Below are 24,013 nucleotides of genomic sequence, written 5' to 3'. Positions count from 1 at the left end.
TTCAATTGTATTATGACTTATATAAAAAATGAAAAGGAGCTATAAAACATGTACCAAATAAAACAACTTCCATTTGCACTAAAAGCAGAGGATATACAGGAATTTCTAAACATTTCTCGATCAGCCGCATATGCACTTATGAAGAGAGAAGATTTTCCGTTAATTGTAATAGGAAAAAGCAAACGTGTTAAAGCTGAAGATTTTCTTAAATGGGTGGAAGCACAAAAGGTCGGAGTAAATGCTAGTTAAAATTAAGTCTTGGATTTTCAACAAAATTACCGTTTGATAAATGAGGAGGTGATTTAGTGGAAGATACAACATCGTTAGTTATATTCGCAATGTTAATTGCATGTGGTTCATGGTTGCTTTACATCACTTACGAGCCAATAAAACAATGGGCTTGGAGTGATGTAAAACAAAATAAAAAGACCCATGGCAGTGGGTCCGTTAAGAAAAACAACTTGTTATAAGTATATCACGGAAAGTAGGGAAATAGTACATGCGTTTAACTGAATATCAAGTGCTATTACCTAATAAATTCTGGAACTTAGCAGAGAGCAAGGACGAATTAAAGGAAATGATTGAACAGTATTTCAAAGTTGGTTATCCGCATTATGAAATTCAACGAATAATCAAAAGTGGACAAGCATATGTGGCAGTTTGTATTAGGGGGTAAATATTTATGGCAAACGTAGTAACTGAAATTGGTGGATTAAATTTCAAAGGTAATGTAGTGGATCATGAATGGTTTAATTACATCACTTTTAGTAATGGTAAGCCTCACATTGTAGCAATTATGGTATTGAGTGAAATCGTCTATTGGTATCGTCCTACAGTTATTCGAGATGAATATACTGGCAAGGTTACTTATAAGAAAAAATTTAAATCAGATAAGTTACAAAAGAGCTATCAGCAATTAGCAGAAACATTTGGATTTTCAAAACTACAAGTTAAACGAGCTTGTGACTTATTAGTGGATATGAACTTAATCGTAATCGAATTTAGAACAATTATTGTAAATGAAATCACTTTAAATAATGTAATGTTCGTTGAGCCTAAAGTAAGTGAAATAAAAAGCATATCAAGTATGTATCAACAAGTCGAAGAAGACCCTGTTGACTTTGAAGTAAAGAGGGTAGTTACTTCAAAATCAGGTACCTCTTCACATGAAAGTAATGAAGCTCCTGACTTTAAAGTAAAGACAAATACAGAGATTACTACAAAGAGTACTACAGAGAATGTAAGTAGTAGTAATATCTTCTCTTTCTACGAAAATAACTTCGGTATTTTAAATTCATTCATAGCCGAAAGTATTTCGCAATGGGTAAACGATACGAGCGAAGAACTTGTACAGGCGGCTATGGAGCGTGCTTTGAAACAGCAGAAGAAATGGAATTATGCTGAAGGGATTTTAAAACAGTGGGTTAACAAAAACATTCGTACTTTAGCTGATGTTAATGCAGCAGAAATAGAGTTTAAAAACAAAGGTAAAAAAGGAGCGAATAGAAATGGCAACGCCAATGAAAAAACTGGCAGAATCCCTGGAATCGAAGGTGAATTACCATTCTGATCAATGTATGAATCACTCTTATGAAATAGGTGGACAAACCATCGTTAAGCCAGTTCAAATGATTATTTATCAAGGGAAACCTGTTTGCCCAAGATGTGTAGTTGAGCAAAACAATAAGGTTTTGGAGGAACAAGCTAACGCTCATTATAAGAAGATTAGCCGTTTACAGAAATTCAACATGCTGGAAAAGGCTAGTGTTATTACAAATAAGAAAATTCCTCTTTCAAGATTATCTGATTACAGAACCGGGTGTGATGAAACGATTAGTCACAAGAAAGCTGTAGAAGAAACCTTGGAGGACTTAAAGAACGGAGAAATTAGAAAAGTTGTATTTACAGGAAATCAAGGGACAGCAAAAAGTTTCCTAGCATACAGCATGCTTCATGAATTAAATCAATATTTTTGGGATATCAGTCAAAAAGAAGAAAATTATCATCTTATGAAAAGTTGCTTGTACGTTGAATTAGAAGCAATAACAAGAATGATTATGGATTCTTTTGATGATAAGAGCAGTAAATATACACTTCAATATTTCGTTCAATTAATTGGACAAGCTGATTTTGTAGTATTAGATGATCTTGGGGCAGAAAGTGGTTCAACGGATTCAAATAGACAGGCATCTGATTTCATTCAACGTCTTTTATATGCAGTATCAAACGCTAGGCAAGGAATGAGTACATTTACCACTACAAACTTTACTGGAAAACAACTTTTTAAGAAATATGATGCTAAAACAGTTAGTCGTTTGTTAGGTGACTCAAAGGTTTTGAAATTCACAACAGCTGATCAAAGGCTTGCAAATTTAGGTTTCTAATAAGGAGGAATAAAAAATGAAAAAAATTCAATTAACTGATGGAATGCCAACAAGTATTAAAAGAGAAGATCTTAAAAGAAGTACAGAAAATTTATTGATGAAAATTAAAGAAGAATGCTTAAAAAGTGAGTTGAGTTATGTGGAGGTAAATAAGGCCCTTCATCTAGCTGATGAAGAGCTTTACAAAAGTGTAATTCATAATTCTTGCAAAAAGTCTTAAATTAGCTCGAATTTGTCTTCTTCTAATTCTTTTTTATAAGCATCATATTGTTCTTGGTTAGCACCTACAACATAGGCGGTGTTGTAGTATGCTTGCTCATTGTAGAAATCAATTACCTTGGTGCCAACATGAAGTAAGATCCAACCTTTTTCTAAGTAATTGTTGGCTCGTGAGTTAGCGGAATCATCAGCAAACTCTAAAGTAAATACAATATCTTTCATTAAACTTCCCTCCCTTCAAGGGAGATTATACCAAAATAGTAGGTTTGAGTGGAAAAAGATTCTATTAAGGAGGAATAAGCATGTGTGCATTATGTGGTGATACAGGGATTATTCGTAAAGAAACTTATCCAGGTGTAATTGAACGAAATGGTTGTAACTGTGAAGTAGCAATACAGCAGCAAGAAGAAAACGATAAGCGTTGGAAAGCGTACTTAATTAAATTCGAGTCAATGAAACAAGAGTTGCAACGGAATCAACAACAAAAAGTAAGTTAATGAGGGGGAGCAAATTATGAAAAATACAGGCGTTACAAGAAAAGTGGACGAGCTAGGGCGTGTAGTAATTCCGGTTGAGTTACGCAGGACTTTAGGGATTGCTGAAGGGACAGCACTAGATTTTCATGTTGATGGGGAAAACGTCGTTTTGAGAAAACAAGATAAGTCATGCTTTGTGACGGGGGAAGTTTCTGAATCAAACATAGAGTTGCTAGGTGGCCGAATGTTTTTAAGCAAGGCGGGAGCAAATGAATTACTTGATGCTCTTGAAAAGAGTGTGAAGGTACATGCCTAAACAATTAAATATTTTCGATGTCGAGCCAGCAATTTGTGAGTTCGATGTAATGAAGGCAAATGTGAAAAGAGGTACTGGACGCACTACATACGCTGATGTACGCGTCCAAATTCCAAGAAATGCAAAGAGTACGGATGAATTACCACGCACAACTAAACAAGATGATCGTTATGACATCTTTGAACAATATGCAATGGCGATTTGGAGATTTCAACGCGCTGTAGATAAGTTTTTTAGTTGGGATACAGCGGAAGAATTGTGTAAGGCAGCAAGGGATAAAAAAGAAATAATTCCGGTACGGGTTTATTTAGGAAGTGGCTTTAAACCTGATGTTGTCGAGTACATGCGGTAGTAAAAGGGAGAGGGACATATGAAAAAAATAGAAATTGATGTTAGTAGTAACAAACTATTAATAGTGAAGGACGGAAATGTTACAGTAGTCAATCCACCAATGAGCGGATTCGGTGAGCAAGTTGCGGTTTGGGTAAACGGCAAGGTTGATCGTGTGGATACTAAGTTTACTGAAAAGATAAAATAATCATTTTTAGAAAGTAGGTTCGCTTATGAGTGTAGCAAGAAATCATGAAGCGATGAAGGAATCACGCTTAAAGGTATACATCGCTTTAGAAGAGGCTAACTTCATTTGGGATGAAAGAGATGTAGTTCGTTTTCGTGAAATGTGGAGTCAAGGTATGAGCTTACCAAGGATGGCAAAAGCGTTAAGGAGACACCAAGCGGAAGTTGCACTTCTTGTAATAGATCAGGCTGATAAGTATTTAATTGAAAATCGTCCGATAGGATTAGGGATTTGTTAAATAGGAAGGGGAAATCAAAATGAACATTATGGAAAACGGTGTATTAGAAGCAACTAAATTAATGAGTGAAGCAAAAAATGAGGACCAAGTTATAAATGAAGCTACAGTTTTACAGATTGCAAGTATCTTATCGATTGATGAATTAAATGATTATCAGGAAGCAACTTTACGAACTTGGAATAGCAAAACTGATTTTGGAGGACGTGTTTCAAATGTAGCTTTAGGACTTACAGGCGAAGCTGGTGAAGTTGCCGATATTGTAAAAAAAGCAATTTATCACGGGCATGGTTTTCAACCATCGCATTGTCCAGGAGAAGAGGACGGAAATACTTATAAATTAGCCTTAGAACTTGGGGACATTATGTATTATGTATCGATTATGGCGCACGAACTGGGATATACGTTACAAGATGTTGCTGAAATGAATATTGCAAAACTAGCTAAAAGATACCCAGATGGATTTAGTCAGGAAGCAAGTCAAAAACGTGTTGATGTGAAATGAAAAAAGGCTAGGATTTCACCTAGCCTTTAATCAAAAGATTGTCGTACAGAAATGGAATGTTGGCAAATATAACATTTGCACTTTTAGTATATAAGGATTTTTGGGTGAAGGAAATATATTTTATCAATCTTTACAAAAAATTAATATAAAATTTGAATTTTGTACAGAAATGGGGAACGAAAAATGAAATACGCAAAGGTTAGCGGTAATAATGTGGTAATCAAATTGCCAATTGATATGTTAGTAGTCGCTTTTAACGATAATCCAAATAATTATGATGAAGAAATTAAGGTCAAATATAAAAGGAAATTTGCTGAAGGATTCGCTGAACATGTAAACGAGCACAGCAGTAATGGTGAAACAGGTTTGACGGTGTTCCAAGAGTGGATTGACCAAATCTTTGAAGAAATGATTGAGGGTGACTCATCTTATATTAAATATCCTAAGGAAGAATTATAACAAAAGCGTTATTTGAATAGAAAATGGCAGGTAATTGACTAAGTTACCTGCCGAGCGCCTAAACAATTCGGAGGAACAAGCTCCGTTTTGAAAGAGTGTAGTCATGGGAAGTTGACGTGTAGATAGTATGTGTAATGTGGAGAAGGATATTCGTAAAGGGGGATTAAAAAGAACCTGTTGCTTATACAAACAGGCTCAATTACAGGAACTACAAATCTACTGGGAGTAGTGTAATTCCTGATTAATATTAAGGTATGTTAATAAAATCTAAATATGATTAATCAAATGATAACTAAACAAAATTCTTATTTAACAACAAATAAAAGAGCGCATTTTATATGCACCCTTAGTACGGTAGATGAATGTCTTATGAGATGTAGAAATCTAAAAGGTTGTAATCAGATTTTTACGAGTAAATTTTTAATATAGTATGCTTTATTTGGGATTATGGAGCCTGTCATCAAAGAATAAAGGCGAGTAGGAATTTTAACAAAATTTTTATTTGAACAGAAAAAGAGCGTTCGGGAGAAAGCGTTCTTTTTACCTAATCATAATGGAGGTGAAGAGCTCACATTATACAGAAAGGTAAGCGTTTTTATTTTAAGAACTTAAGTATAGTTTTATCGAGAATCCACTTTCCTTCAATTTTTTTAGCAGGCAATTTGCCGGCAGCGCACATATTTTTTACTGTTTGAGAGGAACGTCCTAAAAATTTAGCAGCTTCCGCCACACCTATGATGTTGTTTAGCGAAGTGAAAGAATCATATGAAGTACGACTATTTTCCTCGGGAGTTGCTTTTATATAAGGCCATAAACGGGTTTCACCAGGTGCCACAATCCAAATGGAGGGCCATTTATAATCAGATTCAAGAATAGAGTTTAAAGCTACTGTAGCAGCATCCAATGTTTTATGGTAGCTGAGTATATCATAATAACTTCCAAATAAAATGTGGAAATCTGTATTGTTAGTGAAAATCCTTTGCTGTTTAAAGTTGTTCATTATTGATAGCTCCTTTTTCAAGGGATGACTATATTTAAAAAATATGGCGAATCAAATTGTTCATGTTTAAGTAGAAAGAGAAATCATGAAAGCAAATTTGATTAAATTACAGTGGAATAAAAGTGCGTTGATATTGTGTTTAAAAGGAATAGCAGGGCAATAATCTTACAAACATTTTATATAACCATTATGAGGAACGGAATATTTTATAGTCGTTATAGAAAAGTAATTGATAGTAAATCGTAAAAAATGACAGTTTGTTCCATGGTGCACACTGATGGAACCTTAAACTATTTATCTAAGTTTATGTGTGTGAGTCATGAACATGAATAAATAGTTAGGGAAGTAAGGGGTCGCGACAGTATATGTATGCCAAAAAGAAATGGTTCTTTAAACCAAAAAAGAGCAGATAGCAAAAGCTAACTGCTTAAACAAAAGGATGACTGAAATGACAAAAGCTCGATTTAAGGAGGTATTTACAGTATGCGTATGAATCCGTTTTTTTATACGAAGAAATCGTAAGAAATGGTTTTTTAAACCAAATGAAGAGAGGTGATAATTAAAAAAGATAGACGGATAGAAATTAAGCAATCAAAAATAAAAACCAAAAACCAACCTGTTTAAGAAGGTGTTGGCGAGCCACTGAATGAATTGTTAGGTGTGACTGTATCGGACCTAGTAGAGATAGGAGGTGCACTCCACAGTGATCTCATAATTTAAAACTTGAACGAAATAAACCTTTTGTAGAAAGACAAGGGTTTTCATTTTAGTGCCGTAAGCCTAGTTGTATCGAGAATCTATTTTTTTAAAAATTTCTTTAGCAGCTTCTTTAACACCTATGATGTTTTCAATCGAATTAGAGGGAGTTTTATGAGCCATATGAAATCTTCCTATGTTCCTCGTAGGGAGCAGTTATGCAAGTGCCTGAAAGGATTTCGCCTGGCTTCAAAATCCAAATGGAAGTCCAGCTACTATCAGAGATATGGATAGACCTTAAAGCTATTGTGGCATCGTCCCATGTTTCATGGTAGCTCACAATATCTGTATAATTACCAAGTAAAATGTAAAAATCAGTATTGTTAGTAAAGAAGTTTCTTTGCTTAATACCATTCATTATTAATTCCCCCTTGCAGTGGTTGATTGTATTTTTATGTATGACAATCGAATAATTTGGTTAAAATAACCAAAGTTGAGCAAGTTAGTAAAACTAAGTGCTCAACTTCGAAGGTGACTCAAATATGGGATGTCTCCTGAAGGGGAGATGTTTACAATATATTCGAAGTTAAATGATTTATTCTTAATTAGGGAGAAAAATGGTTTTTAAAACCATAAAATGAAAATACTATTGTAAAGTGAGGGTAGAAGAATGAAAGCTTTGAAGAAAAGAAAAATTAGAAAAGCAATTGCGCGTCGTGCGAAGGTAGTGGAAAAATATCAGTTTGATAAGGCTTGGAGGAATATTTTTGTACGAACTGGTTATTTGAAATAGATAGAATTTGAATAGAGTCTGGCTAGAAAACTAGAGGACACCAATTTTTAAAACAGCAATTGTAGCTGTCTTAAGAAATGGTGGCCTCTTTTATTTTGGAAGGGAGATGGGGAAGGAAGGTACTAAAGGATTAATTACATGAGTGGGGAAAACAAGTGAAAAATAAAAATTAAGTATTCGTGAAATTGAAGAATGAATAGGGATTCGTGGCTTGCGTTATGAACGTAGACTTAGAGCGTTAAGACAAAAGTAATAAAAAATAAAAAGGGGTGGTCTTGCATGACGAAACAATTATCTTTTTTACCAAAAATTGATAGAGCAGCAACACAAGAGAAGTTAGAAGGTGTTCTTGAAAGTGTACGTATATATAGACAGTTCGGAATGATTCGTAAGGAAATGAAAGTCACTCCTTCTTATGAAATGAGAGAACATGGGCCTACGCATGTAGTTGGAAAACCTTTAGAAGATGTAGCGATAGCAAATCTACAACAAAGTGAACGTGAAGAGTGGCTGGAGTTAATTTCATTCCGCATTGATCAGTTTTTAAGTCGCTTAGGTAATGGTAGTGCGGGAAGAAATCAGAGGGATATTATTAATAAGCGTTATTTAGAAGAAGAGGATGTATGCGACTATATGATTTATAACGAGATTGGAATGGCTGAACGTACATATCGTCGTTGGAAGTCCAGAGCATTTTATAATTTAGCTTTTGCTCTTAGATTAGAAGTTTACGAGGCAGAAGAGACTGGAGGTAATGAATAATGAATTTCGTTCAACCAATACGTGATCCAGAGCAAATACAGCAGCTAAAAGAGTATTTTAAAGAAAAGAGCTTACGTAATTACATTCTCTTCATTATGGGAATCAATACAGGTTTGAGAATATCGGACATTTTGAAATTGAAGGTAGGAGATGTCAAAGGTAGTCATATATCTATGAGAGAAAAGAAAACTGGGAAACAGAAACGAATACAAATTACTGCAGCACTAAAGAGAGAGCTTCGGTGGTTTAATGAAAATAGAGAAGATGATGAGTACCTATTAAAAAGTAGGCAGGGAAAAAATCGTCCAATCGGTCGTAGTATGGCATATAAGATACTAAGTGGAGCGGCAGCAGAGTTTGGTTTAGATGAAATAGGAACACATACGTTAAGAAAGACGTACGGATACCATATGTACATGCAAACGAAAAACATAGCATTACTTATGGAGATATTCAATCATTCGTCAGAGAAGGTCACGTTACGTTATATAGGCGTAAACCAAGATGCAATGGATAAAGCAATGACTAGGTTTAAAATCTAATCCTTGCTTTTTTCTTTTTAAATCTATACAGTTACTCATAAATTTCGTACTGTGTAACTCAAAAGGGGAAGTATTATAAAGTCAATGATACCAAGGGATTCAGCGAAAGGGTCAGTTACACACAATACAAGATATGGGTAACTCATTTGCAGGAATTACAATATAAAATAATACATACAAATAACTGTAAAACATAAATGAGGGGGCATATGATTTATGTTAAATGAAGAATTGTTAGCAGCACTAGTTAATTATAGAAAGATAAATAATGGGAAAATGCCTGATAAATTAAGAGTAAATCCAATTCATTTTAAAAATCTATTAGAAGAATTGGGTTACTCAGAATGGATGATTAAAAGGAAAGAGAAAGAAATGACAAAAAATTTATTAGGAGTTCCAATTGAATTAACTGAGGAGGTGCAGAGGTTTGAATTATAAAAATTAGTGGCAGAGTCTTGACCGTTTTTTGGCAGGAAATGTGCCGGTTATTTTGGAATCAACGTGATATATTTGTATTGCGAGAAGTGGCGGAAAACACAACTCATAAATTCCTTTATAAACTATATATTGTTTAAACGGTTTCATAATAACGTTACATAAAATCTGAAACCAGCAGATAGTACTGATTGAATGGTACTGTTATGAAGGAGAGCTTTTGCTCCGCTTCCAGTTACTTAATAAATTGCAAAGAGATTGTTGTTGTAATGTTTAGGTAATCAGAAGGGGAGAGAGATGTTATTTTTCTGACCCAGTAACGATATAGGCTTTTCATGCAAGAGTAAATAATGTGCAGTTATTCTTTTTTAGTACATCTGAATCTGTCTCTTGATACAGGTAATATATATGATTCTTGTTTATTCTTTTTTTAGTTAGAGTAATCTTATGTATATGTGTATAGGAGAGGTTGAAATTGATGCGAGTGAAAAAGGATATGTTAAAGCAATGGAAAGCCGATTTTCAGGCAATTCAAGAGGAAAAAAGAAGGAAGAATAGAGAAAAGAAAAAGAACAAAAAATATAATATTCCGGGTCATACAGCTGACTTTATGGATAGAGAAGATACGTACCATAAAAAGAATGGGGTATGGAAACAAAAGAAGAAATAAGTCCGAAGACTGGATGATGAATTGTAAAAATAGAAACGGGTGAAGGAATGAAGAATGCCAGAATAAAAAAGTGTGGTGGGTTTATTCTATCTAGATGTAAGGTATCCTGTGCATTCTTCAACCTTCGGAATAGAAATGGGAGGAAGAATGACGGATATCCTTTGGTACGATACACGAGTGGGTATAAGCACATGCAGTGCACCAATTTGATGGTAGGTTCTTCCTCTATTTGTATTATGGACTTCGAATTGGTTTTTAATACCAATAAAGATGAATCAATAAAAAAAGGCGAATGAAATCGCCTCTTCTTTACATGGGTACCAAGAAATGCAATAGAGCGTGTTCATATACTATATTCTAACTGTCGTTATATATACCTTTTTAATTTAACTTTTCTTTGATTATGTAAAAAAACGAGTACGTGTGCCAACGTACCCATTTTTTGAAACTTACAGTCACTAATATTGTTATGTGTGTGAGTCATGAACAAATAATAGTTTGAAAAGTAAGGGTTCAAGATAATATATGTAAATGAGTGGGGAATGGAACTAAAGGACAAAATAAATACGGTTTTTAAAACCAAAAAATATCGATAGTCTTATCATATGACGTTAATTACTCGCTTATTTTTTCTTTATTTACCAAAAATATAGAACTTTTTAAAGAGATAAGCATATATTGAAGTGTAGGACAACACCTATTGGTGGTGCTTTTTCCAAAGACCTTCCTTGCGATATAGATTATGTAAGAGCCGCTATTATTTGGGGCTCTTTTTTTGTTTAGATCAAATAGATTAATGTCCATTTGGCATGTAATAAAGGTAAAATAAAGTTGGATGAAGAGCGACTGTATGATGATAAAGAGGAACTTTATGAATTGAGATACAAGCACGCTCGTCATCCATCTAAATGGAAAAGCTGAAGGGGAACATATGTATTTGATGCCATAGGGTGTTGTAAGAATGAGATATGAAAAAGAGAGTATCTTTACATATGTTCTTCATTCGTACTCTTAGTATGGGAAGTGGTTTGGGTTTTTATACCAATGAAGTATACGAGTTAAAGCATCCATTTGGGTGCTTTATTTTGGATAAGGAGTGAGAACAAATGAAACTAACTAAACAGGAACAGACGGTTGCGATTGGTACATTCATTTCACTGTTAGGACAAGAGCTTGTAAATGAGCGTATTGATAAACGACAACTAGAGAGTGTAATTCCCATTTTTAATGAATTGGAAGATAACACAACACCAAAGCAAAGAAGAGAAGCGATGGTTAGTTTGTTAGATAAAACTATGGATGAATTTTTAAAGCAGTAGAAAGAAATGAAAAGTACAGCTGCATCATCATCTGTGGAAGATAAGCAACTGTGCATATGAAGTGTAAAAAAAGTCCGTTATAACCATAATTGGTATTCGGAATGTTAGGGTACTTTTACTATAACCAGACGCAGGAAAATATTGAATCATAAAGATGATCTTTTACAAATGTAAAAGGGAAGGAATAAAGAACAGTTGTATACTTTATAACAAAGGGAAATAATGGTGTAGGTTTAATAGGAAGTATACAACATGTTCCTTATCCTTCATGGAGTGACTGAAAGGATGAAGCACATACATATTCATACATTTCAAAGATGTAGAATAGCCAATTGGGGTCATTCAATGTACAAAAACGTAGCGAAAGTTCTTCATCCACTCTTATTATTTGTTAATTTTGGTTTTGTATACCAATAAAGATGAATATAAATTAACAAATGCCCAAATGGTATTGGAATGAGAACAGATAAGGAGTGGAGAAAATGGAACATATTGAAACAGAGGTACAAAAGAAAATTGATGCGCTCGGTCTAAGTCCTTTGGACGATATAATTTATCATAGATATTTTAAAAATCGAACGGTAGTAGAAATGGATGAACTTCAGTTTAAATATTATAAAATGTATGGACATCAACCTATGTTCTATTCAATAACTCATCTTATGGATTCGACAATAGAAGAATTAGTAAAGAATGATGAAAAGAATCAAAAACAATTCAATCCTTCCTTTTTTATGAGATTAAAAAGAAGGGTTGATAGATGGTTGTTTAGAGGAGTAGTTCGAAAGTAGAGTGGTAAAGAGAGAATGAGAGAATATAAAACCAAACAACAAAAACGTAAGTTCTATGACAGTAGGGCATGGAAACAATTGCGAGAAGAAGTAAAAAAGCGAGACAATTATGAGTGTCAGGAATGTAAACGAAATGGTCGTGTACAAACTGATACCAGTGAGTACAGTGAGCGTGCCAAGCGTAAGAAGATTCAACTCGTTGTCCATCATATAAAAGAACTAGGACATCATCCAGAACTTGCATTAGAAATAGATAACTTAGAAACAGTCTGTGTGGATTGCCATAATAAAGAACACGGTAGAACATTCAAAAAGAAACCGAACAAATGGGAAAACGATGAAAAGTGGTGAAAATGATTCAGGGATAAGGCCCCCCGGTTCGAAGGTTGGGCTTTTTTTCGTCTAAGGGGCACCGGAGGAGGGGGTCGATTTTTCAAATTTATAACCAAATTCGCGCGTTATATCAAATTGGAAAACGATGTAAATCAGAAGGGAGGGATATTGTGGCTAGAGTGAAGCGTGAAACAATAAGAAAAAGGATTGAAAAGGATCTAACAAACCAATTAAAAGAAAAGAAGATTGTAGGTAATCATTATACTGACTTAATTCAAGACTATTTATCATTGTGGGATTTAAAGTGTGTTCTTGTTGATGATATTGAAGAAACAGGAATAAAAGTGTCTGGCATGCATGGTCCGAAATCCAATCCTTCTATTAATGATTTACATAAAACAAATGATCGAATGATAAAGATTTTAGATGCACTTGGATTAGAAGCATCGGCAGAAGAAAAGAAAGTTCCTTCAAAACCTGTGCGCTCTATTAAAGATTTAACATGATTCAAAATAAATATGTCACTGAATATATTGAAATGTATCGCGCAGGGAAAATTAAGCTGAATAAAGAGCGCATAATGCTAATTGAGTACCTGGAGAAATACATCTTAATACGCGATGATTTGTATTTCGATAATGAAATGCATGAGGACTATATAAAATTCACCGAGAAATGGTACTTTGAATTGCAAGCATTCCAAAAGTTCCTAACAGCATTTGTTTTTCTTTTCTATAAAGAAGATGATTCTGTTTTTTATGAGCAATTTTTAATTATGATGGCTCGTGGTGGTGGTAAAAATGGTTTAATTTCATCACTATGCCATTTCTTTATTAGTCCGCTGCACGGAATAGATCGATACAATGTTTCAATTGTGGCGAACAACGAGAAACAAGCTAAAGTTTCTTTTCGTGAAGTCTATGATGCTATTAAAGGAAAAGAAATACTAGAGGATATGTTTTATCGAACTAAGGTAGAGATACTGAGTAACGATACGCAAAGCATTATGCAATATCATACATCTAATGCTGGTTCTAAGGATGGACTTCGTGACGGTTGTGTTATTTACGATGAAATACATCGATATGAAAACTTTGATGTAGTAAATGTATTCTCTAGTGGACTTGGAAAAGTACCAAATGCTAGAGAATTTTTTATTGGTACAGATGGCTTTGTTCGCGACGGATTCCTGGACAAAACAAAAGAGCGAGCGATGAATATTCTAAAGGGAAAAGATTTAGAAGATCCATTATTTCCTTTCATTTGCAAGATAGATAATCCAGAAGAAATTGATAATCCTGATGTATGGGAAAAAGCGAATCCAATGTTTAGTGAGCCGAGAAGTTCTTATGCTAAACAATTATTTAAAAAAGTATTAACTCAATATAAACAATTAGAAAATAATCCTTCAAACCGTGAAGAATTCATAACAAAACGTATGAATTACCCTGAAACAGATTTAACAAAGTCTGTAGCTTCATGGGAAGAAATCATGCGTACTGGTTTTGAAGAAGATGGAGAAATGCTCAGAGAAGTTCCAGATTTAAAACATAAAGTAGCTGTAGGCGGTCTCGACTTTGCCAGCATCAAAGACTTCGCGGCAGTCGGCTTGCTGTTTAAACATGGTGAAGATTATATATGGAAAGGTTATTCATTTGTACGTAAAGGATTCTTGGACAAGGTGAAATTAAAAGCGCCTATTTATGAATGGGCTGAAAAGGGCTTACTAACTATTGTGGATGAGCCGGTTATTAATATCTCTCATATTGTGGATTGGTTTGTAAAAATGCGTGAGATATACGGATTTAACACAATAGTAGCTGATACATTCCGTCTTGATCTGGTTAAAACAGCACTTGAAGCTGAAGGTTTCATATTGTTATACATTCGTAATCCAAAAGCTATTCATTCTTTATTAGCGCCAAGGGTAGAAACGTTATTTGCAAACAATCGTATTATTTTTGGTGATAATCCATTAATGCGTTGGTACACCAATAACGTCTACGTCCACATCAAAAAAGACGGCAACAAAGAATACCTGAAAAAAGATGAATTTAAGCGAAAAACAGATGGATTCCAAGCTTTTATACATGCGTTATGGCAAGCGGATAATATTCTTGTGGATGAATTCGACTTTATGTTAGATGGTATTAAATTCTAATAAAGGGGGTGATAATCATTGGATGGCTGGATGCAGTATTTAAAAGAAATAGTGAAGTAGGATTTATGTTTGATGTGGAAATGTTTATTGAGAAAGCCAATAGAGTCCACATGAAGCGACTGGCGATTGATACCTGTATATCCTTTTTAGGGAGAACAATTAGTCAGTCAGAATTTAGAGTGAAAAATGGTGAAGAATTCGAAAAGGATGAACTTTACTACCGATTAAATGTCAGACCGAATAAGAATATGACAGCAAGTACCTTTTGGGAGAGTTTCATTTACAAACTTATTTATGATAATGAAGCTTTGATTATCCAAGCGGATGATGGTGATCTACTTATTGCTGATGACTTTGAACATAACGAATATGCTGTGTTTGAAGATACTTTTACAAATGTCACTGTAAAAAATTATCAGTTTAAAAGAAGTTTTAAACAAAGTGAAGTCATTCATTTAAGATACAGGAATGATAAGTTATCACCTCTTATCGATGGTTTGTTTACTGATTATGGTGATTTATTCGGTAGAATATTAAGTTCTCAAAAACGTAAGAATCAAATTCGCGGAACAGTTGATATGGACATGCTCGCTGCAAAGAGCAAAGAACACCAATCAAAACTGCAAGAGTTTATTGATAACATGTACAAAGCGATTGGAGAAAAAGATGTCGCTATCATTCCACAACAACCAGGTTTTAAGTATGCTGAAACGTCAGGTGGAGCAAATTCTGGGCAGAGTGTGGAGGAAATTAATAAAGTAACAAATGGCTTCTTAAATCAAGTAGCAATGGCTTTTGGTATTCCAACTGCTTTGATATATGGCGAAATGGCTGATGTTGAGAAGCAAACGAAAAATTATATGCTTTTCACAGTGAAACCATTATTAAAAAAGATTTCTGATGAAGCAAACGTTAAATTTTTTGAAGAAGAAGAGTATCTTTCAGGTCAAAAAATTGAAGTTAAAGCTGTTTCTTATCAAAGTATATTTGATCTTGCGACAAGCATTGATAAACTCATTTCTTCAAGTGCATTTACAGGGAATGAGATTCGATTAGAGGTAGGATATGAAGTTTCAGATGATCCGAATTTAAATACACATCATATTACGAAAAACTATACGAAACTAACTGAATCTGAAGGAGGTGAAAAACAAAATGACGGTGAAAATTGACGTGAAAGGCCCAATTATTTCAAATGATGAAGCGTGGATTTATGATTGGTTTGAAATGGATGCTGCAAGCCCAGGTGAAATTTCAAAAGAACTAACTAACGCCAATGGTGACGATTTAATCGTATCGATTAATAGTCCTGGCGGTTATGTACACGAGGGATCAGAAATTTATACAGCATTAAAAAATTATCCTGGTCATGTAGAAGTTCAAATTGTTGGTTTGGCTGCAAGTGCGGCTTCTGTTATTGCGATGGCTGGTGATAAAGTCCGAATTTCACCTACAGCACAAATTATGATTCATAATGCTTCAATGTGGAATGGTGGAGATCATCGTGACATGGAAAAGGCAGCTAAAATGTTGAAAACGACAGATAGAGCAATTGTAAATGCTTATGTCATTAAAAGCGGTAAATCAGAAGAGGAACTACTTAATATGATGGCTGAAGAGACTTGGATGGGTCCGCAACAAGCATTAGAAAATAATTTTGTGGATGAAATTATGTTTATGGATAATCAGGTTAAAATGACAGCTTCAACTGCTACTGCTGCCATGCTTCCGCAGAAAGTAATCGATGGCTTTAGAAATGGAACCATGAACAAAGGCCAAGGGATTACAAAAGAAGATTTAAATGCAGCATTATCAGGATTGAAAAATGAAATCTTGAATGATTTACAAAACAATATAGAAGAACAACCAAAGGAGCCGAATCCTAGACCTGTAAAAAACAGTGGGATTAAAGGGCTCCTTTTAAAATTATAAAAATTGGGGGAAACACATAATGACGATTAAATTTAATAAATCTGAAGCATTTACTAAGGCAAAAGCAAAGTTGACGGACACTTTAACTAACGCGGAAAGTACAGAACAAGAACAAACGTCAGCGTTTGAAGGTTTCTTTGATGCACTACAAACAGATGTAGCAAATACCGTCCGTGAACAAGTAAATAACGATATGCTTGATCGTTCAATTTTACAGCAACGTGGTCAAAATGTTTTAACTTCAGCAGAAACAAAATTCTTCAATGCAGTTGTTAAAGAAGGTGGATTTACAGATGGCTCAATTCTTCCTGTAACGACTCAAGAGCGTGTGTTTGAAGATTTAGTTACGGAACATCCCTTATTAGCTGAAATTGGTTTGCAAGATTTAGGAGCAGTTACGAAGTTTATTTATTCTGATGCAACGAAGGCATATGTATGGGGCGAATTATTCGGTGAAATCCGTGGGCAAATTGATGCCATCTTCAAACAAGAAAAAATTGGTCAACTTAAATTAACTGCATTTGCAGCAATTCCGAATGATATGAAGGAACTGGGACCGGAATGGATTGAACGTTATGTTCGAACTGTTTTAGTAGAAACATATTCTGTCGGTCTAGAATTTGGCTTTATTAATGGTGGTGGATCTGTAGCACATCAACCAGTTGGGTTAATGAAAGATGTAAATCCAGAAACAGGCGCTGTTACTGATAAAAAATCTTCTGGTAAACTAACATTTGCTCCGTCTGATAAAGGGGTAATTGTAGCAGGTGAGCTTTATGAAGTAGTAAAGGCTTTATCTGTTGATGAAAAAGGGAAATCCAGAAAAGTATTAAATAAAATTGTAATGGTAGTTAACCCGATTGATGCGATTGGCGTACAAGCACGTAATACAATCCAGACCGCAACAGGTCAATGGGTAATGGCATTACCTTATAACATTAAACCTGTCGAGTGTGAGGAAGTTCCTGTTGGTAAAGCATTATTCTTTGTAAAAGGACAATATATTGCTGCAATTGCAGGTGGATACAAGCTAAAAGAATTTGATCAAACATTAGCTTTCGAAGATGCTACTCTGTATACAATTAAACAATTTGCTAATGGGAAACCGAAAGATAATAAAGCGGCCCTTGTTTACGATTTAGAAATTTCATTTACAGCACCAACTCCACCAGCAACTAAATAAGGAATGATGTGAATGGATACAGTAATTTCAAACGAAATATTACAGCAATTCAAAGATAGGATGCACTTAGGGGATGAGGAAGATGATAACCTAAAGCGCATCCTTTCTACGTCTAACAAGGCATTACTTAGGGTTTGTGGGAATTATGATTTAAATAAAGACGAGGAGTTCAAAGAATTAGTCTTTGAACGCTCTCGTTATGTTTATAACGATGCATTAGAGTATTTTGAAAAGAATTTTTTAAGTCAGATTAATAGTTTAGGTATCGATAAAGCATTAGAAGAAATTAAATTGGACGGTGATTAATATGCGTCCTTTTCAGTATAAAAAACCATTAAATACAGGTGATTTCAGGAATCGAATCAGCATTGAACAACCTGTAGTAATAAAAGATGAATTAAACCAAGTAATCGAAACATCTTGGCAAGAATTAAAGAAAGCCTGGTCAATGATAAAAACGATGAAAGGTTCCGAGTACATTGAAGCTTCAGCTTCACAAGCTACACGGGTTTATCGTTTTGTGATTCCTTATACTTCTGATATTACAGAAGAAATGCGAATCAATATGAAAGGTCGTATCTTTGATATTATCGAACCGCCAATGAATGATGATGAAATGCATCAAACATTGACTATTATCGCAAAGGAGCATACTTAATATGAATGATTTTGCGAGTGAACTTGCTAGAGAATTACAAAGATATGCAAATGTTGTGGAAGAAGAATTAACATTTGCACAAGAAGATGTAGCTGATAGTGCTGTAAGTAAATTAAGACAAAGCGGTCCTAAAAAAACAGGTGCTTATCGTAAAGGTTGGCGTAAGAAAAAAGAAGGTAATAGCGTTGTTGTCCACAATACAAAAGGGCAACTAACGCATCTTTTGGAAAATGGCCATGCAAAGGCTGGTGGTGGACGTGTTCCGGCTCAAGTGCATATTCGTCCAGTGGAAGAGTATGTAATTAATGAATTACCAAGACGGATTGAAAGGGCGCTGGAATAATGACATTAGGTGAATTAACAAAAATTCTTGAAGCTACAGGTTATCCTGTGGCTTATTCGCATTTTACAGCAACGCCAGGTAAGCCAGTACCAGCGCCACCTTATATTTGTATCCTTGTGGATGGATCAGCAAATTTAATGGCTGATAACAAGGTGTATCACAAGATAGACGATGCAAATATTGAACTTTACACAACTAAAAAAGATTTAGTTGCAGAAGCCAAGCTGGAAAAGGTCCTAGACGATCATGAAATACCTTATGACTCGTATGGGATTTTTATTGAATCTGAGAAATTATTTCAAAAAACATATGAAACGAGGTTGTTGTAAATGAATGAAAACAAGGTAACATTCGGTTTGAAAAATGTACATTACGTGCCATTTGATATTAAAGATTTCTTAGTTACATTTGGGACACCAATTCCATTACCTGGTGGAGTGGAACTAACATTTGAGCCACGTGGTGATTTAATTGAATTCTATGCAGATGACATGCTTTATTACGCGGCAAGTAATAATTAGGGTTACGATGGAACATTAAGTATTGCTACTATCCCAGAAAAATTTGCTATTGATGCACTCGGTGAAGAATTAGACGAAACGGATGGTGTATTAAATGAGTTGGCTGATGCAAAAGGAAAACCATTCGCATTATTATTTGAGTTTGATGGTGATGTCAATGCAACTCGACATGTTATGTATAACTGTTCAGCAAGTCGTCCAACACTTGCATCTAAAACAAAAACAAGTTCGGCTGAACCCAATACAAATGAACTGAAGTTTGTTTCTAGTCCAATTGTTTTAGCGCCAGGGGGAAGACCTATGGTTAAAACGAAAACGACTGTTAAAACAACGCAAGCAATTTATAACGACTGGTACAAAAAAGTATATGTAAAAACATCAGCAACACCAAAAGGAGCGTAATAGTAAATGGAAAAGACAATTACAATAGATGGAAAACAAGTCCGATTAAAAAGTACAGCAGCTACTGTTAAACGATATAAAGCGCAATTTAGACGTGATTTATTTGCTGATATGTTTAAGTTAGGGATTTTGTCTCCTTCAAATCCTCAAGAGGGTTCACTAGCCACTATTGATTTAGCAAATGCAGATTTAAGTAAGTTAGATTTTGAAGTTGTTTATGATTTAGTTTGGTTATACGCGAAAACAGCAAATCCAGAAATTGCTGAGCCAATTACATGGTTAGACGGTTTTGATGAATTCCCTATTTCAGAGATTATTCCGGAAATTATGGATATGATTCAAAGTACGATGGGCGCAAAAAAAAAATAAAGAAAAGTAATGGAGAGCAAGGAACGTTCAGTGATGAAGAATTAACCACTGACACGTTCCTTGCTCTTTGTTATAAGGCGAAATTAACGCATTGGGATTTAGAAGTTATGACAATTGGTGATTGTTTTGATTACATTGCTGAATTTGCTGAAATGGAGAAACCAGATAAAGATAAAACTCGTAAAGCAAACCAAAAAGACTTCGATACATTCTAAGAAAGGGGTGAGATGATGGCAGGAGGAAGAATTAAAGGGATTACAATTTCTATAGATGGAGAAACTACAGGTCTTCAAAATGCCTTGAAAGATGTAAATAAACAGAGTGATTCTTTGGCTAAAGAGTTAAAAGATGTTGAGCGCTTATTAAAATTTGATCCAGGTAATGTTGAAGCGCTTGCTCAAAAACAACAGTTACTCACACAACAAATAGACAATACAACGCAGAAATTAGATAAATTAAAGGCAGCAGAACAACAAGTGCAAGCCCAATTTCAAAACGGTAAAATTTCTGAAGAACAATACCGTGCTTTTCGACGTGAAATTGAATTTACAGAAGGATCTCTTAATGGACTGAAAAATAAACTTGGAAATATGAAGGCTGAACAAGATAATGTAGCGAGTTCTACAAGGCAATTAGAAACATTGTTTAGCGCGACTGGGAAAAGTGTTGATGATTTTGCAGGAGCATTAGGGAATCGTCTTGTGAATGCAATTAAAAGCGGCACAGCAACAAGTAGACAATTAGACCAAGCAATTGGTCTTATTGGTCGTGAGGCGTTAGGAGCGGAAGGTGACATTGAAAAATTACAGCGAGCGCTACGGTCTGTAGATTCTGGTAATTCTATTCAACAAGTACGAAATGAATTAAGGGACTTACAGCAAGAAGCTGGGAGAACTGAGAAAAAGTTTGAAGGGTTAAAAATAGGGTTGGAAAATGTCATTGGTGGTATGGCAGCTGGTGGCGGTATTGCTAGTGCAGTTGAAAAAGCAATGGATATGTCAAAATTGAAAACTAAGATTGATATCACTTTTGATGTTCCAGAGTCTTCGAAAAAATCAGTGGAAGAAGCTATTAGGGGCGTTAGTACTTATGGTATTGACGCTGAAGAAGCGTTAGAAGGTGTTCGCAGACAATGGGCATTAAATAAGGATGCTTCTGATGAAACAAATGCCGCTGTGGTTAAAGGGGCAGCAACTATTGCAGCATCCTATGCTGGAATTGATTTTAATGAACTTATACAAGAAACCAATGAGATTGGTGCGACGTTAGGTATTACTAACGAGGAAGCATTGGGACTAGTTAATACATTATTAAAAACAGGATTTCCACCAGAACAATTAGATATTATTGCTGAATATGGGGATCAGATGATTCAAGCTGGATTTTCGGCTAAAGAAGTCCAAGGAATTATGTCAGCAGGGGTCGATACTAAGAGTTGGAATATCGATAACCTATTAGATGGTGTAAAAGAAGGACGTATCAAAATGGCTGAGTTTGGTGCGGGTGTAGATAAATCTATGCAAGAGGTTTTAGATAAAACAAAGATTTCGGCGGATCAGTTTGGAAAATGGGGTCAAGCTATCGCTCAAGGTGGCGAAGGTGGACAAAAAGCGATGCTTGAAGCCACGAAAGCTTTAGCTGGTGTTGAAAATGCAACAGACAGAAATGCACTTGGCACGAAGATGTTCGGTACTCTTTGGGAAGACCAAGGAAAGAAAATCATCGACACTATTTTGAAAGCAGAAGGAAAACAAGTTGATTTAAAAAAAGGGGTAGAGGATTTACATGGTGCTACTTCTAAAATAGATGCAAGCCCAGCAGTTAAGTTTCAAAAAGCAATGCAAGATTTACAAGTAGCTCTCAAACCAGTTCTAGGTGTTATAGCTGATGTTGTTGCTAAAATTGCGGATTGGATTTCTAATAACCCAAAGTTAGCAGCTACATTAGCAGCTATAGCAGTAGCTATAGGTGTAATTTCAGGAGCATTTATGGCTTTAGCGCCAATAGTTGTTGTCATATCGACCATAGGGGCAGCAATGATGGGATGGGTAGCATTAATTGCAATTGTTGTAGCAGCGGTTGTTGCTTTAGCTGTAGCTATTTATCAAAATTGGGATTCTATAACGAAATGGACCATTGAAGCCTGGAAGGCAATTGGAGAATTTTTAGTAGGAATATGGGATGGAATTGTACAATGGGCAAGTGAAACCTGGAATAGTATTAGTAAATCTACATCGGAAGTTTGGAATTCGATCAAAGAATACTTAATAGAGCTATGGAATGGGATAGTTGAGTCCTTATCTGAAATATGGAATTCTATCGTTGAAACCACTACAGAAACCTGGAATTCTATTGTAGAGTATTTGACTGAAACTTGGGATGGAGTAGTTGAAACACTATCAGAGATTTGGAATAGTATCAGCCAAACTACTTCCGAAGTGTGGACCGCAATTAGTGAGTTCTTCCAAGAAACCTGGAATGGATTAGTAGCTTTTATCACGCCAATTTTACAAGGAATTGCTGATTTCTTCTCTATGATTTGGAACGGTATTTCCACAGTGATTCAAACGGTATGGGGTTTTATTACTCAATACTTACAAGCAATTTGGACGGCTATTTTATATTTCGCCACTCCAATTTTTGAGTCTATACGAGATTTTTTAGCTTCGGTATGGGAATCTATTAAAGAAAAAGCTACAGCGGTGTGGGATGCACTTACAAATTTCTTAACGACTTGTTGGAATGGAATAGTTTCAATTGCGACAACTGTATTTGAGTGGATTAAAAATACAGTTACAACCGTTTGGGATACAATCAGTTCAGCCACAATGTCTGTATGGAATGCCGTTAAGAATTTCTTACAATCATGCTGGAACGGGTTAGTAGCTTTTGTAACGCCAATATTTACCTCAATAAAAGATTGGATTGTGAATACATGGAGCACGATTAGTTCTACAACAAGTGTGGTATGGAACGCTGTAAAAAACTACTTGTCTAGTTTATGGGGTTCAATTGTTTCTACAGCAATGGCTATTTTTAACAATATTAAAGAAGCTATTTCAACAGTTTGGAATATGATTAGTAGTACTAGTGTCAGCGTATGGAATGGCATTAAATCTACTCTTGTGAGTATTTGGGAAGGGATTAAATATACAGCAGCATCAGTCTGGCGTGGATTGATGGATGCAATTATGACACCCGTAAATTGGGTGACAAGGGCTGTTATTGGCGCGTTCGAAGGTATGCAATCAGCTATACTCGCTGTGTGGAGTGGAATTAAAAGTGGTATAAAAGCAGCCATCAACGGACTTATTTATATGATAAATAAGTTCATTTATGCATTTAATACACCAGCACAATTATTAAATCGAATCCCTGGTGTGAGTGCTCCTACAATTCCATATGTTCCAATGCTTGCTAAAGGTGGAAAGCCTGTAGGTGATGGTTCATTTATTACTGGAGAAGCCGGACCAGAATTATTTACTAAGAAAGGTAATTCCATTACGGTTACACCTTTATCATCAAAAGAAAAATCGCTTGGTATAACAGGAACAATGAATCAATTGATGGGGGATATGAGTCGTATGATGGCTAGTTCTATGAGTCAGTTGTCAGGGCTAAAGACTGTTATGAGTGGTGTATATGGAAATATGTCAAATAGTAGACAAGCTATGACCAGCGACGTTGCAAATCAAGTATTCAATTACTCTCCTGGATCATCCGGTGATCATAGGGTACCAATGCAGGGTGGCGACTTAGTAGTTGAAGTTCCTGTTGTTTTAGATGGTCGAGATGTGGCACGCGGTACTTATCGCTATACAACCGAATATCAAGAAAGAGAAACAAAAAGAAACGCAGACTTTTAGGTTTGGGTTTCTTTTATTTTATAAAGAAATGAGGTGTCAAAATGAGCTCTTTCAAATTTAACAATG

35 protein-coding genes and 1 pseudogene are annotated in these 24,013 nt (G+C 35.2%); 33 read left to right on the top strand and 3 right to left on the bottom strand.

Going from position 1 to position 24,013, the window contains the following annotated elements:
- Window positions 1-48 precede the first annotated feature (48 nt).
- From ACQRBL_RS19430 to ACQRBL_RS19405, 6 genes are read left to right on the top strand one after another with little or no spacing between them, the layout of a single operon-like run.
- Window positions 49-249 carry a helix-turn-helix domain-containing protein gene (locus ACQRBL_RS19430; RefSeq protein WP_023522906.1) on the top strand — a complete coding sequence of 67 codons (201 nt, stop codon included), beginning with the start codon at window positions 49-51 and terminating at the stop codon, window positions 247-249.
- Window positions 250-305: 56 nt separating this feature from the next.
- The gene (locus tag ACQRBL_RS19425; protein WP_023522905.1) at window positions 306-470 is read left to right on the top strand and encodes a hypothetical protein; all 165 of its coding nucleotides are present in this window, start codon (window positions 306-308) and stop codon (window positions 468-470) included.
- Window positions 471-499: 29 nt separating this feature from the next.
- Complete coding sequence (locus ACQRBL_RS19420) at window positions 500-676, top strand: hypothetical protein (RefSeq protein WP_023522904.1); 177 nt, start codon at window positions 500-502, stop codon at window positions 674-676.
- Window positions 677-682: 6 nt separating this feature from the next.
- Window positions 683-1,570, top strand: a complete 888-nt coding sequence (locus tag ACQRBL_RS19415; RefSeq protein WP_023522903.1) for a DnaD domain-containing protein — start codon at window positions 683-685, stop codon at window positions 1,568-1,570.
- Window positions 1,509-2,384, top strand: coding sequence for an ATP-binding protein (locus tag ACQRBL_RS19410; protein ID WP_052364204.1), 876 nt, complete (start codon window positions 1,509-1,511; stop codon window positions 2,382-2,384). Before ACQRBL_RS19415 ends, ACQRBL_RS19410 begins: the two co-directional genes overlap by 62 nt.
- A 16-nt stretch (window positions 2,385-2,400) precedes the next feature.
- Window positions 2,401-2,604, top strand: coding sequence for a hypothetical protein (locus ACQRBL_RS19405; RefSeq protein ID WP_023522901.1), 204 nt, complete (start codon window positions 2,401-2,403; stop codon window positions 2,602-2,604).
- Here the strand turns inward: ACQRBL_RS19405 and ACQRBL_RS19400 are convergent.
- Window positions 2,601-2,825, bottom strand: coding sequence for a hypothetical protein (locus tag ACQRBL_RS19400; protein WP_023522900.1), 225 nt, complete (start codon window positions 2,823-2,825; stop codon window positions 2,601-2,603). The two genes, ACQRBL_RS19405 and ACQRBL_RS19400, sit on opposite strands and share 4 nt — an antisense overlap.
- 80 nt (window positions 2,826-2,905) lie before the next feature.
- Between ACQRBL_RS19400 and ACQRBL_RS19395 the strand changes: the two genes are divergently transcribed.
- The 7 genes from ACQRBL_RS19395 to ACQRBL_RS19365 all read left to right on the top strand — a co-directional run bounded on the left by ACQRBL_RS19395 (window position 2,906) and on the right by ACQRBL_RS19365 (window position 5,171).
- Window positions 2,906-3,100, top strand: coding sequence for a hypothetical protein (locus ACQRBL_RS19395; protein WP_023522899.1), 195 nt, complete (start codon window positions 2,906-2,908; stop codon window positions 3,098-3,100).
- A gap of 16 nt (window positions 3,101-3,116) precedes the next feature.
- The gene (locus ACQRBL_RS19390; protein WP_016125853.1) at window positions 3,117-3,395 is read left to right on the top strand and encodes an AbrB/MazE/SpoVT family DNA-binding domain-containing protein; all 279 of its coding nucleotides are present in this window, start codon (window positions 3,117-3,119) and stop codon (window positions 3,393-3,395) included.
- Entirely contained in the window at window positions 3,388-3,747 is a 360-nt protein-coding gene (locus ACQRBL_RS19385) for a hypothetical protein (RefSeq protein WP_023522897.1), read from the top strand. Before ACQRBL_RS19390 ends, ACQRBL_RS19385 begins: the two co-directional genes overlap by 8 nt.
- An 18-nt stretch (window positions 3,748-3,765) precedes the next feature.
- Window positions 3,766-3,933: a DUF3954 domain-containing protein gene (locus ACQRBL_RS19380; RefSeq protein ID WP_000717828.1), complete on the top strand. Its 168-nt coding sequence runs from the start codon at window positions 3,766-3,768 to the stop codon at window positions 3,931-3,933.
- Between the two features lie 25 nt (window positions 3,934-3,958).
- Window positions 3,959-4,210: a hypothetical protein gene (locus ACQRBL_RS19375; protein WP_023522896.1), complete on the top strand. Its 252-nt coding sequence runs from the start codon at window positions 3,959-3,961 to the stop codon at window positions 4,208-4,210.
- Between the two features lie 19 nt (window positions 4,211-4,229).
- Window positions 4,230-4,712 carry a nucleoside triphosphate pyrophosphohydrolase family protein gene (locus tag ACQRBL_RS19370; RefSeq protein WP_411996188.1) on the top strand — a complete coding sequence of 161 codons (483 nt, stop codon included), beginning with the start codon at window positions 4,230-4,232 and terminating at the stop codon, window positions 4,710-4,712.
- A 183-nt stretch (window positions 4,713-4,895) separates the two neighbouring features.
- Window positions 4,896-5,171 (top strand): hypothetical protein, encoded by a 276-nt coding sequence (locus ACQRBL_RS19365; protein WP_063220754.1) that lies wholly within the window; start codon window positions 4,896-4,898, stop codon window positions 5,169-5,171.
- Window positions 5,172-5,766: 595 nt separating this feature from the next.
- On the opposite strand, the gene ACQRBL_RS19360 is transcribed toward ACQRBL_RS19365, so the two are convergent.
- A complete protein-coding gene (locus tag ACQRBL_RS19360) occupies window positions 5,767-6,171 on the bottom strand; it encodes a helix-turn-helix domain-containing protein (RefSeq protein ID WP_006929360.1) in 405 nt (134 codons plus the stop codon).
- Between the two features lie 868 nt (window positions 6,172-7,039).
- Window positions 7,040-7,285 carry a hypothetical protein gene (locus ACQRBL_RS19355; protein WP_001013298.1) on the bottom strand — a complete coding sequence of 82 codons (246 nt, stop codon included), beginning with the start codon at window positions 7,283-7,285 and terminating at the stop codon, window positions 7,040-7,042.
- A gap of 252 nt (window positions 7,286-7,537) precedes the next feature.
- Between ACQRBL_RS19355 and ACQRBL_RS19350 the strand changes: the two genes are divergently transcribed.
- From ACQRBL_RS19350 to ACQRBL_RS19255, 20 genes and pseudogenes are all read left to right on the top strand, one after another.
- The gene (locus ACQRBL_RS19350; RefSeq protein WP_000645584.1) at window positions 7,538-7,660 is read left to right on the top strand and encodes a DUF3983 domain-containing protein; all 123 of its coding nucleotides are present in this window, start codon (window positions 7,538-7,540) and stop codon (window positions 7,658-7,660) included.
- A 279-nt stretch (window positions 7,661-7,939) separates the two neighbouring features.
- The gene (locus ACQRBL_RS19345; protein WP_000166150.1) at window positions 7,940-8,422 is read left to right on the top strand and encodes an ArpU family phage packaging/lysis transcriptional regulator; all 483 of its coding nucleotides are present in this window, start codon (window positions 7,940-7,942) and stop codon (window positions 8,420-8,422) included.
- Window positions 8,422-8,964, top strand: coding sequence for a site-specific integrase (locus ACQRBL_RS19340; protein ID WP_197229076.1), 543 nt, complete (start codon window positions 8,422-8,424; stop codon window positions 8,962-8,964). The genes ACQRBL_RS19345 and ACQRBL_RS19340 overlap by 1 nt, the downstream gene beginning before the upstream one ends.
- A gap of 216 nt (window positions 8,965-9,180) precedes the next feature.
- Complete coding sequence (locus tag ACQRBL_RS19335; protein WP_023522891.1) at window positions 9,181-9,402, top strand: hypothetical protein; 222 nt, start codon at window positions 9,181-9,183, stop codon at window positions 9,400-9,402.
- 475 nt (window positions 9,403-9,877) lie between these two features.
- Window positions 9,878-10,069, top strand: a complete 192-nt coding sequence (locus ACQRBL_RS19330) for a hypothetical protein (RefSeq protein ID WP_023522890.1) — start codon at window positions 9,878-9,880, stop codon at window positions 10,067-10,069.
- A 1,106-nt stretch (window positions 10,070-11,175) separates the two neighbouring features.
- Window positions 11,176-11,388, top strand: coding sequence for a hypothetical protein (locus tag ACQRBL_RS19325; RefSeq protein ID WP_023522889.1), 213 nt, complete (start codon window positions 11,176-11,178; stop codon window positions 11,386-11,388).
- Between the two features lie 482 nt (window positions 11,389-11,870).
- Window positions 11,871-12,179: a hypothetical protein gene (locus tag ACQRBL_RS19320; protein ID WP_023522888.1), complete on the top strand. Its 309-nt coding sequence runs from the start codon at window positions 11,871-11,873 to the stop codon at window positions 12,177-12,179.
- A 15-nt stretch (window positions 12,180-12,194) separates the two neighbouring features.
- Window positions 12,195-12,530: an HNH endonuclease gene (locus ACQRBL_RS19315; RefSeq protein WP_023522887.1), complete on the top strand. Its 336-nt coding sequence runs from the start codon at window positions 12,195-12,197 to the stop codon at window positions 12,528-12,530.
- 152 nt (window positions 12,531-12,682) lie between these two features.
- Entirely contained in the window at window positions 12,683-13,018 is a 336-nt protein-coding gene (locus ACQRBL_RS19310; protein WP_411996187.1) for a P27 family phage terminase small subunit, read from the top strand.
- Window positions 13,015-14,673 (top strand): terminase TerL endonuclease subunit, encoded by a 1,659-nt coding sequence (locus ACQRBL_RS19305; protein WP_411996186.1) that lies wholly within the window; start codon window positions 13,015-13,017, stop codon window positions 14,671-14,673. Before ACQRBL_RS19310 ends, ACQRBL_RS19305 begins: the two co-directional genes overlap by 4 nt.
- Before the next feature lie 8 nt (window positions 14,674-14,681).
- Complete coding sequence (locus ACQRBL_RS19300; RefSeq protein ID WP_418886354.1) at window positions 14,682-15,845, top strand: phage portal protein; 1,164 nt, start codon at window positions 14,682-14,684, stop codon at window positions 15,843-15,845.
- Window positions 15,829-16,605, top strand: coding sequence for a head maturation protease, ClpP-related (locus ACQRBL_RS19295; protein WP_023522883.1), 777 nt, complete (start codon window positions 15,829-15,831; stop codon window positions 16,603-16,605). The genes ACQRBL_RS19300 and ACQRBL_RS19295 overlap by 17 nt, the downstream gene beginning before the upstream one ends.
- A gap of 19 nt (window positions 16,606-16,624) precedes the next feature.
- Complete coding sequence (locus tag ACQRBL_RS19290; RefSeq protein ID WP_411996185.1) at window positions 16,625-17,788, top strand: phage major capsid protein; 1,164 nt, start codon at window positions 16,625-16,627, stop codon at window positions 17,786-17,788.
- Window positions 17,789-17,800: 12 nt separating this feature from the next.
- Window positions 17,801-18,094 carry a hypothetical protein gene (locus ACQRBL_RS19285; RefSeq protein WP_023522881.1) on the top strand — a complete coding sequence of 98 codons (294 nt, stop codon included), beginning with the start codon at window positions 17,801-17,803 and terminating at the stop codon, window positions 18,092-18,094.
- 1 nt (window position 18,095) lies between these two features.
- Window positions 18,096-18,446: a phage head closure protein gene (locus ACQRBL_RS19280; protein WP_411996184.1), complete on the top strand. Its 351-nt coding sequence runs from the start codon at window positions 18,096-18,098 to the stop codon at window positions 18,444-18,446.
- 1 nt (window position 18,447) lies between these two features.
- On the top strand, window positions 18,448-18,789 hold the full coding sequence (locus ACQRBL_RS19275) for an HK97 gp10 family phage protein (protein WP_411996183.1): 342 nt from the start codon (window positions 18,448-18,450) through the stop codon (window positions 18,787-18,789).
- On the top strand, window positions 18,789-19,118 hold the full coding sequence (locus ACQRBL_RS19270; RefSeq protein WP_023522878.1) for a hypothetical protein: 330 nt from the start codon (window positions 18,789-18,791) through the stop codon (window positions 19,116-19,118). Before ACQRBL_RS19275 ends, ACQRBL_RS19270 begins: the two co-directional genes overlap by 1 nt.
- Window positions 19,119-19,712 (top strand): annotated as a pseudogene (locus ACQRBL_RS19265) (major tail protein).
- 6 nt (window positions 19,713-19,718) lie between these two features.
- Window positions 19,719-20,081, top strand: a complete 363-nt coding sequence (locus ACQRBL_RS19260) for a hypothetical protein (RefSeq protein ID WP_000415930.1) — start codon at window positions 19,719-19,721, stop codon at window positions 20,079-20,081.
- A gap of 227 nt (window positions 20,082-20,308) precedes the next feature.
- Entirely contained in the window at window positions 20,309-23,947 is a 3,639-nt protein-coding gene (locus ACQRBL_RS19255; protein WP_427735198.1) for a DUF2207 domain-containing protein, read from the top strand.
- Window positions 23,948-24,013: the final 66 nt, after the last annotated feature.

The sequence above is a fragment of the Bacillus sp. AF62 genome (genome assembly GCF_050312695.1).
GTDB lineage: Bacteria > Bacillota > Bacilli > Bacillales > Bacillaceae_G > Bacillus_A > Bacillus_A cereus.
The sequence above is the reverse complement of the archived record's forward strand: the minus strand, read 5'-3'. Positions and strand labels throughout refer to the sequence as shown.